This window comes from Micromonospora sp. Utrum1 (assembly GCF_057197805.1).
This window is the reverse complement of record NZ_CM170071.1, coordinates 3,172,333-3,185,006: the sequence shown is the minus strand read 5'-3', so window position 1 is coordinate 3,185,006 and position 12,674 is coordinate 3,172,333. Positions and strand designations below refer to the sequence as shown.

The following is a 12,674-nucleotide window of genomic DNA, read 5'->3' as shown; positions in this document are numbered from 1 at the left end:
GGAGGGCGGATGACCACGGACACGCTGTCCCGGGCCTTCGCCGCCCTCGCGGATCCGACCCGGCGCGACATGGTGGCCCGGCTTTCGGAGGGCGACGCGACCGTGAGCGAGCTGGCCGAGCCGTACCGGATGACGCTGCAGGCGGTCTACAAGCACCTGCGGGTGCTCGAGGAGGCCGGGCTGGTCAGCCGACCGGGAGGACCGCAGCCCCGGCCGGTGCGCCTGGAGGTCCAGGCCTTCGACCTGATGGACACCTGGATCGAGCGCCACCGGAGCCGCGTCGAGCAGCGCTATCGCCGCCTTGACGCCGTTTTGGCGGAGTTGAAGGGAGACGACGATGGACAGAATCACGGAGACAGCAATCGAAGCCGATCCGAGGCTGCCGGTCATCCGGATGAGTCGTGACTTTGCGGCAACGCCCGAGCAGCTGTTCCGCGCCCACACCGATCCCGTGTTGTTCGCCCGGTGGGTGGGTCCCGACGCGATGGCCACCCGGATCGAGCACTGGGACGCGTCTACCGGCGGCAGCTGGCGGTACGTCTCGGTGCACGACGGCACGGAGTACTGGTTCCGCGGCTGCTTCCACGAGGTACGGCCGGACCGCATCGTGCAGACCTTCACGTTCGAGGGCGAGCCCGACGGAGTCGCGCTGGAGACGTTGTCGTTCGAGGACCTGGGCGACGGCCGTACGCGGCTGCGGACGCAGTCCCTGGTCGACAGCTTCGAAGGCCGCAACGCGTGGCTGCGCAGCGGCATGGAGGTCGGTGTCAACGAGGGTTACGCGAAGCTCGAGCGGATGATCATCGATGGCGCTGTCTGACCGCCCGGCCGAGCGGCACCGCCAGGTTGCCGGGCTGTTCACCGACCGGGTCCGGGGTACCCGATCGTGGGACGTGCCGTCCCCGGTCGCCGGCTGGACCGCCCGCGACGTGGTACGTCACCTGACCGAATGGTTCCCCGGATTTCTCGCCTCCGGCGCCGGCATCGAACTGCCCCAGGGGCCATCTGTGAACGAAGACCCGGTCGCCGCCTGGCAGATTCACTGCGATGCCGTGCAGGCGGTGCTGGACGATCCGGAGACGGCGCACCGCCACCTCACCAACCCCCACCTCGGCAGCCTGCCGCTGGCGGACGCGATCGACCGGTTCTACACCACCGACGTGTTCATGCACACCTGGGATCTCTCTAGGGCTACCGGCCAGGACGACGCGCTGGACCCGGAGTTCTGCGCTCTACTCCTCGGTGGGATGGAGCAGATGGAGGAGGTCATCCGCTCCTCCGGCCAGTACGGCCCGCGAGTGGCGGTGCCCGAGGACGCGGATGCCCAGACCAAACTGCTGGGTTTCATCGGCCGCGATCCGTTCTGGTCGAAGCCGTGAGGCGAGCCTCGCCTGGCCTGCCTTCACGCCCACGCGTCCATCGTGAACTGCCCGCGTCCTTTTCGTCGCGGCTGCTCGAACGCGGTGACGTCCTACTCGGCCAGCCGGCGGGCCATCCGCAGGTCGAGGGACACCAGGGCCGACCTCTGGGAGCTTTCCAGCCTGTCGACCCTGGTGTTCGGCATCGACACGGTGTCGAGTGCCGGGTCGACAGCTAGGTCGGCGCCCACCACCCGATCGCTACTGCCGCTGATCGCCCTGCGCCTGACGGGGCCAGGCCTGCGTCGCGGGCCCGTACTGCGGCGCGGCGGCAGGGTACGGCGGATACTGCGGCGGTCCGGCCTGCGGGTAGGGCGGGTAGGCCTGGTGGGGCTGCGGCACGGGGCCCGGCTGCAGGGCCGCGACCTGCTCGGCGAAGCGGTCGTGCGCGCGGCGGACGTGCACCGTGCTGCCGTCGTTGGACACGTATCCAGAGGCGATCGGGCCGTTGGCGGCGGTGCTGGCCACGCCGAGCCCCGCGATGAGCAGCAGCACGAAAACCAGCACGATCGAGCCGGCGGTCGAGTCGTTAGGCGCCATCAGGGCGGACAGCGCTACCGCGCCGACGACCGCGAGCACCACCAGGCCGACGCCGATGAACAGGCGGCGGGTCCGCAACCTGCCGCAGTCGGCGCAGAAGGGCCAGGTCGGCGCCTTGACGCGCTTCTGCAGTACGGCGGCGACGATGGCGAACGGCAGCACTCCGAACAGAAGCAGAACGTAGACCCACTTCGGCGTGTAGGACCGGAAAACCGTCTTGCGCCGGCGGGTCGCGGGCTGACCGTGACGGGCGCAGACCTCGGGTACGGCTCCAGCGGTGACCGCCTGAGCGGGGAGATCGACTGTCATGGCGTCTCCATCGAAAGGGTCTGCGGCGCGGGCCGTGGCATCGCGGCTGTACCCGGAATCGGCGCCGGCCAATCGCCGGTCGACCCGTCGCCGCTACCGGGCCAGGACGTCCACGGCGAGTTCCCGCACCACCGACTCGTCCACCTCGACGCCGAGCCCCGGCCCGGTCGGCACCCGCGCGACCCCGTCCTTCACCTCGACCGTCTCACCGGTGGCGTAGGACGAGGTGAGGAACTGCCGCCCGTTGAGGTCGACCGGCGTGTCGATGCCGTAGGCCGCGAACAGGTGCAGCGAGGCGGCCAGTCCCAGGTCGGAGTCGGTGAGCCCCGACCCCATCAGCCGTACCCCGGCGTCCTCGGCCAGGGCGCAGAGCCGCCGGGACAGCGTCAGACCGCCGCTGCGCTGCACCTTGGCGATGGCCACGTCCACCGCGTTGAGCTTCACGAACGTCGCCAGGTCGCTTGGGTGGCGCAGGCTCTCGTCGAGCGCGACCGGAATCGGGCAGGTCTCCCGCAGCCGGCGCTGCCCGGCGACGTCGTTGGCCGGTAGCGGCTGTTCGAAGGCGGTGACGTCGAGGTCGGCGAGCCGGCGGGCCATGCGCAGCGCGCCGTCGACGGTGTACGCCTGGTTGGCGTCGACCCACAGCGCGGCGTCGGGCGCGGCCTCGCGGACGGCCCGCACCACGGCGGCGTCCTCGGCTTCGCTGTGCAGGCCGACCTTGACCTTGAACGCCTCGTACCCGAGGCCGCTGCCCTCGGCCACCGCGTCGGCCACTTCCGCGGCCGTCTGCCCGGAGACGATCCAGCCGAGCTGGATGGTTTCCCGGCGGCGCTGCCCCCACAGCACGCCCACCGACACGCCGAGCGCGCGGCCGAGCAGGTCGTGCAGCGCGACGTCAACGGCGCACTTCGCGAGGGGGGCCCCGATGGTGAAGCCCCGGTTGATGGCCCGGTCGAAGGCGGTGGTGACACCGTCGAGGTCCCAGGCCGGGCGGCCGAGAATGGCGGGGGCGAGGTAGCGGTCGATGGTGGTGACGATGGACTCGGCGGTCTCGTAGGTCCAGGCCGGGATCGGGGTGGCCTCGCCCCAGCCGGTGACGCCGCCGGCGGTGACCTTGACGAGCACCCGGATGCTGGGCGTGCCGGCGACGGCCACCGAGCCGCCGGAGACGCCGAACGAGCGGATGGTCGGCAGCGCGACGGCGTAGGTCTCGACCGCGTCGATGGTCAGACCGGCCAGGTCGGCGGCGAGCGGGTTCACGAGCCCACCTTCGCGGTGCTGCCGCGCAGGACGACCTCGCCGCCCATCCGCAGGAGCCGGCGCCTTCGTCCGTTGTTCTCGGTCAGCGCCAGCTCCATCGCCTTCTCCCCGAGGCGCTGCAGCGGCAGGGCCACCGTGGTCAGCGCCGGGGTGAGGTCACGGACGATCGGGATGTCGTCGAAGCCGGCGACGGAGATGTCGTTCGGGACGGACAGGCCGTGGTCGCGTAGCGCCGCGCACGCGCCGATGGCCATCACGTCGGTCAGCGCGAACACGCAGGTCGCCGCCGATCCCCGGGCCAGCAGCTCGGACATCGCGCCGTACCCGCCGTCGCGGGTGAAGGGGCCCTCGACGATGTCGGCCGGGTCGACCGCCACGCCGGCCTTGGCCAGCTCGTCGCGGAAACCACCGAGCCGGTCGGTGACCGTGGTGAGCGCCCGCGGTCCGGAGAGCACGGCGAACCGGCGGTGGCCGAGGTCGAGCAGGGCGCGGGCCATGGCGGCGGCGCCGGCGCGGTTCTCCGGCAGCACGCTGTCGACCTTCAGGCTGCGGTGCCGGCTGACGACGGCGACCCGGCCGCCACCGTCCAGGTAGGGCTTCAGCTCGGCCTCCAGCGCCCGCTCCCAGCGGGCGTCCTCGAAGCCGGAGCCGATCAGCAGGATGGCGGGGGCACGTTCGGCGCGCAGCATCGACACGTACGCGATCTCCCGTTCGGGGTCGCGGAAGGTGCTGGCCAGCATGACCAGCAGGTCGTTGTCCCCGGCCACCCGCATGACGCCGCCGGCGACAGCGGCGAAGTAGGGGTCGGTGACGTCGTGGCAGATGACGCCGACGGTGCGGTGGGAGGCGCCGGCCAGGGCCCGAGCGTGCGCGTTCGGCGTGTAGGCCAGCTTCTCTGCGGCCGCGATGACCCGGTCGCGCAGTTGCGGGGTGACCCGCATGCCGTTGAGCGCCCGGGAGGCGGTGGCCAGCGAGACGTCGGCGGCTCTGGCCACGTCTTCCAAGGTCACGTGCGCCCGTGGCTGCATCGTTTTCCCCCTGCGGAAGTTCTTGACCGGCTTATTTCGGCGTGGTTACCGTAGCACCCTGAAAGCGCTTACTGAAAGCGCATTCAGGGCCGCTTCCCCGTCCTCACCGGGGTCGCCCGGCCCTGCCGACGGCACGCGCCTACCCAACGGCTGAGTACCCGGAAACCGCCGGCCAGCCAGGGAGAACGGAGGGTCATGGCCGCGCAGAGCACCATCGAGCAAGCGGAGCGCACCGCTCCCGCCGGCGTCACCGCGTCGGCCGCCCGCCGCGCGGGCGGGGCGGGCGCCGGCCTGCGCCGGTTCGCCCGGAACACGTGGCGCCCCGCCGCGGTCCTCGTGGCCATCCTGGTCGTCTGGTGGGTGGTCACCGCCGGGGACCTGGTGAAGCCCTACCTGGTCCCGTCACCCGGCACGGCGCTGGACGTCGTCCTCGCCCAGCCGGGCTACTTCCTCCACCACACCTGGATCACCACCTACGAGACGGTGCTGGGCTTCGCGATCGCCATCGTGGTCGGCGTGCTCGCCGCCGTGGTCATGGTCTACTCCCCCACCGTCGAGAAGAGCCTCTACCCGCTGTTGCTGTTCGCCCAGGTCATCCCGAAGATCGCGATCGCGCCGCTGTTCATCGTGTGGCTCGGCTTCGGGCTCTCGCCCAAGGTCGTCGTCGCGGTCCTGATGGCCTTCTTCCCGATCGTCATCTCCACCGTCACCGGCATGAAGTCGATCGACCCGGAGATGCTGCAACTGTCGGCGACCATGGGCGCTGGCCCGGCCCAGACGTTCCGGAAGATCCGGTTCCCCGCCGCCCTGCCGCACCTGTTCGCCGGCCTCAAGGTCGCCGCCACCATGGCCGTCACCGGCGCCGTCGTCGGTGAGTTCGTCGGCGCCAACGAGGGCCTCGGCTACGTGATCCTGCAGGCCAACGGCAACCTCGACACCCCGACCCTGTTCGCCGGGCTGATCATCATGTCGCTGCTCGGCGTGATCCTCTTCGTCGTCGTCGAGCTGCTGGAGTACCTGGTTCTGCCCTGGCACGCCAGCCGCCGCACCGACGCCGCCACCACAACGATGTGAACAGGAGAACCCTCGGATGAAGTTGCGTACTCTCGCCGTCGCGCTCGTGCCGGCGCTCCTTATGGCCGCCACCGCCTGCGGCTCGTCCTCCGACAAGCAGGAGAAGAACGCCCAGGGCCTGGACAAGGTGACCCTGACCCTCAACTGGTACCCCTACGGCGAGCACGCGCCGTTCTACTACGGCAAGAAGCAGGAGATCTTCGCCAAGCACGGCATCGACCTGACCATCCAGGCCGGGCAGGGCTCGCAGAAGACGATCCAGGCCACCGCAGCCGGGCAGACAGACTTCGGCTGGGCCGACACCCCGGCCCTGCTCTCCGGGGTCGGCCAGGGCATGGACGTCAAGAGCGTCGGCGTCTTCCTCCAGACCACCCCGTCGTCGGTGCAGTTCTTCAGCGACAAGAACATCGCCTCCCCCGCCGACCTCAAGGGCAAGACCATCGCCTCCACCGCCGGCGACGCGCTGAGCAAGACCTTCCCGGCGTTCCTCAAGGCCAACGGTCTCGCCGCCAGCGACGTGACCCTGCAGAACACCGACCCGGCCGGCAAGATGGCCGCCGTCATGTCCGGCAAGACCGACGCGCTGCTCGGCTTCGCCACCGACCAGGGCCCGACCATGCAGGAGAAGGCCGGCAAGCAGGTCTCCTACCTGAAGTTCGCCGAGCACGGCCTGACCTTCTACAGCAACGGCCTGCTCGCCTCGGGCGACACCATCAAGAATAAGCAGGGCCTGGTCAAGCGGATGGTCGCGGCCAGCAGCGAGGCCTGGGCCGCCGCCGAGAAGGACCCCGCCGGCGCCGTGGCGGCTATGCAGGGCGCGTCCCAGCAGCTGCCGTCGGAGAAGGTGCTCACCGAGCAGTTCAACGCCACGCTCCAACTGCTGCACACCGACGCCACCAAGGGCCAGGCTCCCGGCGTCAACGACGAGTCCGACTGGCAGAAGACCATCACCGTCTTCGCCGACGCCGGTGTGATCACCAAGGCGGAGTCGCCGTCGAAGTACTGGGACGCGAGCTTCTCGCCGAAGGGATGAGACCGATGACGGTCGGCAACACCACCACGCAGCGTTCCGCGGACGCCACGGCGACCGGCGCCGCGGTCGACATCGACCAGGTCGCGGTCCGGTTCCGCACCAAGAAGAAGGACGTCACGGCGCTGCGCGACGTCTCGCTGCGGATCGAGCCGGGCGAGTTCGTCGCCATCGTCGGCGCCTCCGGCTGCGGCAAGTCCACGCTGCTGAAGTTGGTGTCCGGCCTGCTGCGGCCCTCGTCCGGCGAGGTCCGCCTGCACGGCGAGGACGTGCGGGGGCCGCGGCGCGACATCGGGTACGTCTTCCAGCGCGCCGCCCTGCTGGAGTGGCGCACGGCCCGGCGCAACATCCTGCTTCAGGCCGAGATGCGGGGCATGCCGAAGGCGCAGGCACGCCAGCGCGCCGACGAGCTGATCGCGATGACCGGGCTGACCGGCTTCGAGGACGCGTACCCGAACGAGCTCTCCGGTGGCATGCAGCAGCGCGTGGCCCTGTGCCGCGCGCTGCTGCACCGCCCCCCGGTGCTGCTCATGGACGAACCGTTCGGGGCGCTCGACGCCCTCACCCGCGAGCAGATGAACGTCGAACTGCGGCGGATCTGGCGGGAGACCGGCACCACCGTCCTGCTGGTCACCCACTCCATCGCGGAGGCGGTCTACCTGGCCAACCGGGTGATCGTCATGACCCCTCGACCCGGCACCGTCGCCGAGGTCATCGATGTCGACCTTCCCGTCGAGCGGGACTACGGCCAGACCATGTCGGCGCCGGAGTTCGCCCGCGCCACGGGACGCATCCGGGACCTCCTGGGTGCGACGACGACCGCCGAATAACCACTGGAAGGACACACACGTGGAGCGCACGTCTATCGGGATCATCCTCAACGGGGTGACCGGACGGATGGGGTACCGGCAGCACCTGGTCCGATCCCTGCTCGCCATCCGCGAGCAGGGCGGCCTGCCCGCCCGCGACGGCAGCCGCATCTGGCCGGAGCTGACCCTGGTCGGCCGCAACGAGGCCAAGCTCGCCGACATCGCCGCCCGGCACGGGCTGACGTCGTACACGACCGACCTGGACGCCGCGCTCGCCGACGACTCCCACCAGATCTACTTCGACGCGCAGGTGACCGCGCAGCGGGAGAAAGCCATCCGGGCAGCCATCGAGGCCGGCAAGCACATCTACACCGAGAAGCCGCTCGCCGAGGGGCTGACCGGCTCGCTGGAACTGGCCCGGCTCGCGGCCGCCAGGGGCGTCAAGAACGGTGTCGTGCAGGACAAGCTCTTCCTGCCCGGCCTGCGCAAGCTCAAGCGGCTGGTGGACAGCGGCTTCTTCGGGCGGATCCTGTCGGTGCGCGGCGAGTTCGGCTACTGGGTGTTCGAGGGTGACTGGCAGGACGCGCAGCGGCCGAGCTGGAACTACCGGGCCGAGGACGGCGGCGGTATCACCGTGGACATGTTCCCGCACTGGCACTACGTGCTGGAGCAGATCTTCGCCCCGGTCACCGCGGTGACCGCGCACATCGCCACGCACATCCCCGAGCGGGTGGACGAGACCGGCCAGACCTACCGGGCGACCGCCGACGACGCCGCGTACGGCATCTTCGAGCTGGCCGGCGGCATCACCGCCCAGATCAACTCCTCGTGGGCTGTCCGGGTGTACCGGGACGAGCTGGTCGAATTCCAGGTCGACGGCACGCACGGCAGCGCCGTGGCCGGGCTGCGCGAGTGCCGCATCCAGCACCGCGGCGCCACCCCGATGCCGGTGTGGAACCCGGACCTCCCGGTCACCGAGAACTTCCGCGCCCAGTGGCAGACCGTCCCCGACAACGAGGACTTCGACAACGGGTTCAAGGTCCAGTGGGAGGCGTTCCTGCGGCACGTCGTCGACGGCGAGCCGTTCCCGTGGGACTTCCTGGCCGGCGTGCGGGGGGTGCAGCTCGCCGAGGCCGGACTGCGTTCGGCCAGGGAGGGACGGCGGATCGAGATCGAGGAGATCGGACTGTGACCGCCCGGATCACCCTGCCGCGCCCGGACGGCGGCGCCGAGGCGCTGACCCTGCGCGAGCCGGCCGGCTGGCGGCGGCCGGCCACACCGCCGGCCAGCCGGATCGCGTACGCCGCGGCGCACGTGGTCGCCGACCCGCACGCCGACAACGCGCCCGGCCGGCCCGCCCGGCTGGACTGGGACGCGACCCTGAGCGTCCGGCGCAACCTGTGGTCCTGGGGGCTCGGCGTGGCCGAGGCGATGGACACCGCCCAGCGCGGGATGGGGCTGGACTGGGCGGCCACCCGGGAGCTGATCCGGCGCAGCGCCGCCGAAGCCGCCTCCTGCGGGGGGCGCATCGTCGCCGGGGCCGCCACCGACCAGCTCACCGGCCTGCCGGACACCCTGGACGAGGTCGTTGCCGCGTACGTCGAGCAGGTGGCCTACGTGCAGGAGTGCGGCGCGACCCCCGTGGTCATGGCCAGCCGGCAGCTCGCCGCGCTGGCCACCGGACCGGACGACTACCTGCGCGTCTACGAGCAGGTGCTGCGGGAGACGTCCACACCGGTCGTGCTGCACTGGCTCGGCGACATGTTCGACCCGGCCCTCGCGGGCTACTGGGGCGCGACAGACCTCGACGAGGCGACCAAGACCTTCGTCTCGCTGATCCAGGCGCACGCCGACGTCATCGACGGGGTGAAGGTGTCGCTGCTCGACGCCGAGCGGGAGGTGCGGCTGCGCGAGCTACTGCCGCCCACCGTCAAGGTCTACACCGGCGACGACTACCACTACCCGGAGCTGATCGCCGGCGACGGCCGGCGGTTCAGCCACGCGCTGCTCGGCGCGTTCGCCGCCGTCGCCCCAGCCGCGTCGGCGGCGCTGCAACGCCTCGACGCCGGCGACACAGCGGGCTTCCGGGAGATCCTGGACCCCACCGTGCCGCTGTCCCGGCACGTCTTCGCCCCGCCGACGCAGTACTACAAGACCGGCATCGCGTTCCTGTCCTGGCTCAACGGCTTCCAGCCCGGCTTCACCATGGTCGGCGGCCTGCACAGCGGGCGCAGCGTGCCGCACCTGGTGAAGGTGTTCCGGCTCGCCGACGCCGCCGGGCTGCTGCTCGACCCGGACCTGGCCGTCGCCCGGATGCGGCGCTACCTGTCCGTCGCCGGGGTGTCGGCGTGAGCGCGAGGAGTGAGCCGGTCCTGCGAGCCCCGCAGCCGCGAACGAAGAGGAGCACAGCGTGAACGCGCAGGTCGATCCTCGGCTGGCGAAGCTGTCGCTGAACCAGCGGACCACCGAGTCCTGGTCGGTGCGGGAGGCCGTCGAGGGCTGCGTCCGCGCTGGCATCCCGGCGATCGGGCTGTGGCGCGAGCCGGTGGCCGAGATTGGGGTGGCCACCGCCGCGAAGCTCGTCGCCGAGGCGGGACTGCGGGTGTCGTCGCTGTGCCGGGGCGGCTTCCTCACCGCCGACGGCGAGGCCGGCCGGGCCGCGCTGGCAGACAACCGGCGCGCCATCGACGAGGCGGCCGGCCTGGGCACAGACTGCCTGGTCATGGTCGTCGGCGGCCTGCCGCCCGGTTCCCGCGACCTGCGCGGCGCCCGGCAGCGGGTGGCCGACGCCCTGGCCGAGCTGGCCCCGTACGCCGGCGAGCGGGGTGTGCGGCTCGCCCTGGAGCCGCTGCACCCGATGTACTGCGCGGACCGCGCGGTGCTCTCCACCCTCGGGCAGGCGCTCGACCTGGCCGAGCCGTTCCCGGTCGCGCAGGTGGGGGTCGTCGTCGACACCTTCCACATCTGGTGGGACCCGGACGTCTGGCGGCAGATCGCCCGGGCCGGCGACCGCATCGCCAGTTTCCAGGTCTGCGACTTCCTCACCCCGCTGCCGGCCGACGTGCTGCTCGGCCGGGGCATGATGGGCGACGGGCACATCGACTTCCCGCCGTTCCGGCGGGCGGTCGAGGAGGCCGGCTACGCCGGCGACACCGAGGTGGAGATCTTCAACGCCGAGGTGTGGGCCACCGACCCCGACGAGGTCCTCGCGACCATGAAGGACCGCTACCTCCGGCTCGTGCTCGCCGACTGATGCGGGTCGTCATCGCGCCCGACTCGTTCAAGGGCTCCGTCACCGCCGGCGACGCCGCCCGGGCCCTCGCCCGCGGCTGGCTGGCCCGGCGGCCCGGCGACGACGTACGGCTGCTTCCCCTGGCGGACGGCGGCGAGGGCACGGTCGACGCCTTCGCCGCCGCCCGGCCCGACTCCGAGCGCCGGACCACGGCCGTGCCGGGGCCCGACGGCCGGCCGGTCTCCGCCGCCTGGCTGCTGCTGCCCGACGGGACGGCCGTGCTGGAGCTGGCCCAGTCCAGCGGGCTGCCGCTGATGCGCCGGCCGGACCCGCTCGGCGCGCACACCTACGGGCTCGGCGTGGTGGCGCGGGCCGCCCTCGACGCCGGGGCCACCCGCCTCGTCATCGGGCTCGGCGGCTCGGCCTCCACCGACGGCGGCACCGGCGCGCTGCGTGCCCTCGGCCTGCGGCTGCGCGACCACCGGGGCGTGGACCTGCCGCTCGGCGGCGGCGCCCTGGCCGGGCTGGCCCACCTCGACACCACCGACCTGCTGCCCGCGCCGCCCGGCGGCGTGCGGCTGCTGGTCGACGTGACCGCACCGCTGACCGGCCCGGCCGGCGCCGCCGCCGTCTACGGGCCGCAGAAGGGCGCGGAGCCGGCGGACGTGACGCTGCTGGACGCCGCGCTGCGCCGGTTCACCGAGCTGGCCGGCGGCGACCCGGACGAGCCGGGAGCCGGCGCGGCGGGCGGCACCGCGTACGGCCTGGCGGCCGTGTGGGGGGCCAGGATCGTGCCGGGCGCGACGACCATCGCCGAACTGCTCGGACTGGCGGACGCGCTCGCCGGCGCGGATGTGGTGCTCACTGGCGAGGGGCGGTTCGACGAGACCTCGCTGACCGGCAAGGTGGTCGGCTCGCTGCTGGACTCGGCCACGTCCGTCGGCGTACGCGTCGGAGTGGCCGCCGGGCAGATCGCCGGACCGGTTCCCGCGTCGGTGGCGGCGTCGGTGTCCCTGGTGGAGCTCGCGGGGTCGGTCAAGGCGGCGCTGAACGACCCGACGACGTGGCTGGCCGAGGCCGGCGCGGCGCTGTCCCGGCGGCTGACCCACGGACCGGACGGTGCTCCTCGCCGCGTCCGCCCGTAGCGGCGTTCGCCAGCTCCGGGGGGACGGTCAGGAGTAGCGGAAGTCAGCCGGTGACACTGTCGTGGTGCTGCAGGTCGGTGGAGTGCCGGTGCACTCCACCCAGTGGTCCGTCCCGGCCATGACCCGGTATCCGTGCGGACTGACGAAGCCGGTCGTCCGGAAGGGTTGGCCATGGTTGGTCACTTGGACGTTCTGCGACTCGCCGCCCACGACGAGGTCGAGATCGATGACCCACTCCACCGTGCCCCTGGTGGTGGCGGTCAGCTCGAAGACCTCGGTCTCTCCCTTCTCGAGGGTGAACCCGAAGAGCGGCAACCGGCCGTCGACCTTGGTGGCGTACTCGGCCGACGGAACCGCCCCGTCCAGATTCATGGCAACCTGCCGCGGCGTGACCGTGCCCTGCCCGCCGCCGCAGGTCAGTGAGGTGCCGCCGGGGTCAGGGCGCTCCGAACGCCTGATGATGTGTGCGCGCATCCCCTGGATGAGCACACCCTTGTCGGACAGGCCCTGCGTCACCAGCCGCACCCTGGTGGCCTCCTGATCGACCCCGCCGTTGCGGTGCGCCCAATCCACGATCGAGGGGCAGTCGAGCGGAGGACGTGTGGCGGGACGTGCAGTCGTGGGCATGACGATCGAGAACACGTCGTTTCCCCAGGCCGGCACGGTGGCGGGGTTGCTCACCACGTTGATCGCGATCGGCCGCTCGTCCTGCGGGTCGAGCACCTTCGGGACATAGAGGCCCGCCGCGGTGCCGATGACCGCCAGGACGGTGCCGCCGACCACGAACCGCCAGCCGTTGCCGACGGACTGCAGCACCCGCCGCCAAGGG

15 protein-coding genes are annotated in these 12,674 nt (G+C 71.9%); 10 read left to right on the top strand and 5 right to left on the bottom strand.

The annotated features are described in order from the left end of the window. Positions 1-9 precede the first annotated feature (9 nt). The 3 genes from AC0OLQ_RS15140 to AC0OLQ_RS15130 are packed head-to-tail and all read left to right on the top strand — an operon-like array spanning position 10 to position 1,379. Positions 10-405 carry an ArsR/SmtB family transcription factor gene (locus AC0OLQ_RS15140; RefSeq protein WP_484531846.1) on the top strand — a complete coding sequence of 132 codons (396 nt, stop codon included), beginning with the start codon at positions 10-12 and terminating at the stop codon, positions 403-405. Further along, a complete protein-coding gene (locus AC0OLQ_RS15135; protein ID WP_484531845.1) occupies positions 395-820 on the top strand; it encodes an SRPBCC domain-containing protein in 426 nt (141 codons plus the stop codon). The genes AC0OLQ_RS15140 and AC0OLQ_RS15135 overlap by 11 nt, the downstream gene beginning before the upstream one ends. Next, a complete protein-coding gene (locus tag AC0OLQ_RS15130) occupies positions 807-1,379 on the top strand; it encodes a TIGR03086 family metal-binding protein (protein ID WP_484531844.1) in 573 nt (190 codons plus the stop codon). The genes AC0OLQ_RS15135 and AC0OLQ_RS15130 overlap by 14 nt, the downstream gene beginning before the upstream one ends. Before the next feature lie 92 nt (positions 1,380-1,471). Here AC0OLQ_RS15130 and AC0OLQ_RS15125 read toward each other — a convergent pair whose 3' ends face one another. The 4 genes from AC0OLQ_RS15125 to AC0OLQ_RS15110 all read right to left on the bottom strand — a co-directional run bounded on the left by AC0OLQ_RS15125 (position 1,472) and on the right by AC0OLQ_RS15110 (position 4,522). Further along, positions 1,472-1,609, bottom strand: coding sequence for a hypothetical protein (locus AC0OLQ_RS15125; RefSeq protein WP_484531843.1), 138 nt, complete (start codon positions 1,607-1,609; stop codon positions 1,472-1,474). A gap of 10 nt (positions 1,610-1,619) precedes the next feature. Further along, positions 1,620-2,267, bottom strand: coding sequence for a hypothetical protein (locus tag AC0OLQ_RS15120; protein WP_484531842.1), 648 nt, complete (start codon positions 2,265-2,267; stop codon positions 1,620-1,622). Between the two features lie 93 nt (positions 2,268-2,360). Next, complete coding sequence (locus tag AC0OLQ_RS15115; protein ID WP_484531841.1) at positions 2,361-3,527, bottom strand: mandelate racemase/muconate lactonizing enzyme family protein; 1,167 nt, start codon at positions 3,525-3,527, stop codon at positions 2,361-2,363. Beyond that, on the bottom strand, positions 3,524-4,522 hold the full coding sequence (locus AC0OLQ_RS15110) for a LacI family DNA-binding transcriptional regulator (RefSeq protein WP_484531840.1): 999 nt from the start codon (positions 4,520-4,522) through the stop codon (positions 3,524-3,526). Before AC0OLQ_RS15110 ends, AC0OLQ_RS15115 begins: the two co-directional genes overlap by 4 nt. Before the next feature lie 228 nt (positions 4,523-4,750). On the opposite strand from AC0OLQ_RS15110, the gene AC0OLQ_RS15105 reads away from it, so the two are divergent. Genes AC0OLQ_RS15105 through AC0OLQ_RS15075 form a run of 7 tightly spaced genes read left to right on the top strand, consistent with a single transcriptional unit; the run spans position 4,751 to position 11,845 of the window. Next, the gene (locus tag AC0OLQ_RS15105; protein ID WP_484531839.1) at positions 4,751-5,629 is read left to right on the top strand and encodes an ABC transporter permease; all 879 of its coding nucleotides are present in this window, start codon (positions 4,751-4,753) and stop codon (positions 5,627-5,629) included. A gap of 16 nt (positions 5,630-5,645) precedes the next feature. Continuing rightward, on the top strand, positions 5,646-6,662 hold the full coding sequence (locus tag AC0OLQ_RS15100; RefSeq protein ID WP_484531838.1) for an ABC transporter substrate-binding protein: 1,017 nt from the start codon (positions 5,646-5,648) through the stop codon (positions 6,660-6,662). Positions 6,663-6,667: 5 nt separating this feature from the next. After that, the gene (locus AC0OLQ_RS15095) at positions 6,668-7,489 is read left to right on the top strand and encodes an ABC transporter ATP-binding protein (protein WP_357343554.1); all 822 of its coding nucleotides are present in this window, start codon (positions 6,668-6,670) and stop codon (positions 7,487-7,489) included. A gap of 19 nt (positions 7,490-7,508) precedes the next feature. Then, positions 7,509-8,660: a Gfo/Idh/MocA family protein gene (locus AC0OLQ_RS15090; protein WP_357343556.1), complete on the top strand. Its 1,152-nt coding sequence runs from the start codon at positions 7,509-7,511 to the stop codon at positions 8,658-8,660. After that, complete coding sequence (locus AC0OLQ_RS15085) at positions 8,657-9,820, top strand: dihydrodipicolinate synthase family protein (RefSeq protein ID WP_484531837.1); 1,164 nt, start codon at positions 8,657-8,659, stop codon at positions 9,818-9,820. Before AC0OLQ_RS15090 ends, AC0OLQ_RS15085 begins: the two co-directional genes overlap by 4 nt. A 58-nt stretch (positions 9,821-9,878) precedes the next feature. Beyond that, entirely contained in the window at positions 9,879-10,721 is an 843-nt protein-coding gene (locus tag AC0OLQ_RS15080) for a sugar phosphate isomerase/epimerase family protein (protein WP_484531836.1), read from the top strand. Continuing rightward, entirely contained in the window at positions 10,721-11,845 is a 1,125-nt protein-coding gene (locus AC0OLQ_RS15075; RefSeq protein WP_484531835.1) for a glycerate kinase, read from the top strand. Before AC0OLQ_RS15080 ends, AC0OLQ_RS15075 begins: the two co-directional genes overlap by 1 nt. A 27-nt stretch (positions 11,846-11,872) precedes the next feature. Here the strand turns inward: AC0OLQ_RS15075 and AC0OLQ_RS15070 are convergent, their stop codons facing one another. Then, complete coding sequence (locus AC0OLQ_RS15070) at positions 11,873-12,628, bottom strand: hypothetical protein (protein ID WP_484531834.1); 756 nt, start codon at positions 12,626-12,628, stop codon at positions 11,873-11,875. Positions 12,629-12,674: the final 46 nt, after the last annotated feature.

Bases quoted from the DNA above. Each gene is read 5' to 3' on its own strand.
- AC0OLQ_RS15130 (WP_484531844.1), top strand. From the start codon at position 807: ATGGCGCTGTCTGACCGCCCGGCCGAGCGGCACCGCCAGGTTGCCGGG.
- AC0OLQ_RS15120 (WP_484531842.1), bottom strand. From the start codon at position 2,267: ATGACAGTCGATCTCCCCGCTCAGGCGGTCACCGCTGGAGCCGTACCC.
- AC0OLQ_RS15105 (WP_484531839.1), top strand. From the start codon at position 4,751: ATGGCCGCGCAGAGCACCATCGAGCAAGCGGAGCGCACCGCTCCCGCC.
- AC0OLQ_RS15095 (WP_357343554.1), top strand. From the start codon at position 6,668: ATGACGGTCGGCAACACCACCACGCAGCGTTCCGCGGACGCCACGGCG.
- AC0OLQ_RS15100 (WP_484531838.1), top strand. From the start codon at position 5,646: ATGAAGTTGCGTACTCTCGCCGTCGCGCTCGTGCCGGCGCTCCTTATG.
- AC0OLQ_RS15075 (WP_484531835.1), top strand. From the start codon at position 10,721: ATGCGGGTCGTCATCGCGCCCGACTCGTTCAAGGGCTCCGTCACCGCC.
- AC0OLQ_RS15135 (WP_484531845.1), top strand. From the start codon at position 395: ATGAGTCGTGACTTTGCGGCAACGCCCGAGCAGCTGTTCCGCGCCCAC.
- AC0OLQ_RS15140 (WP_484531846.1), top strand. From the start codon at position 10: ATGACCACGGACACGCTGTCCCGGGCCTTCGCCGCCCTCGCGGATCCG.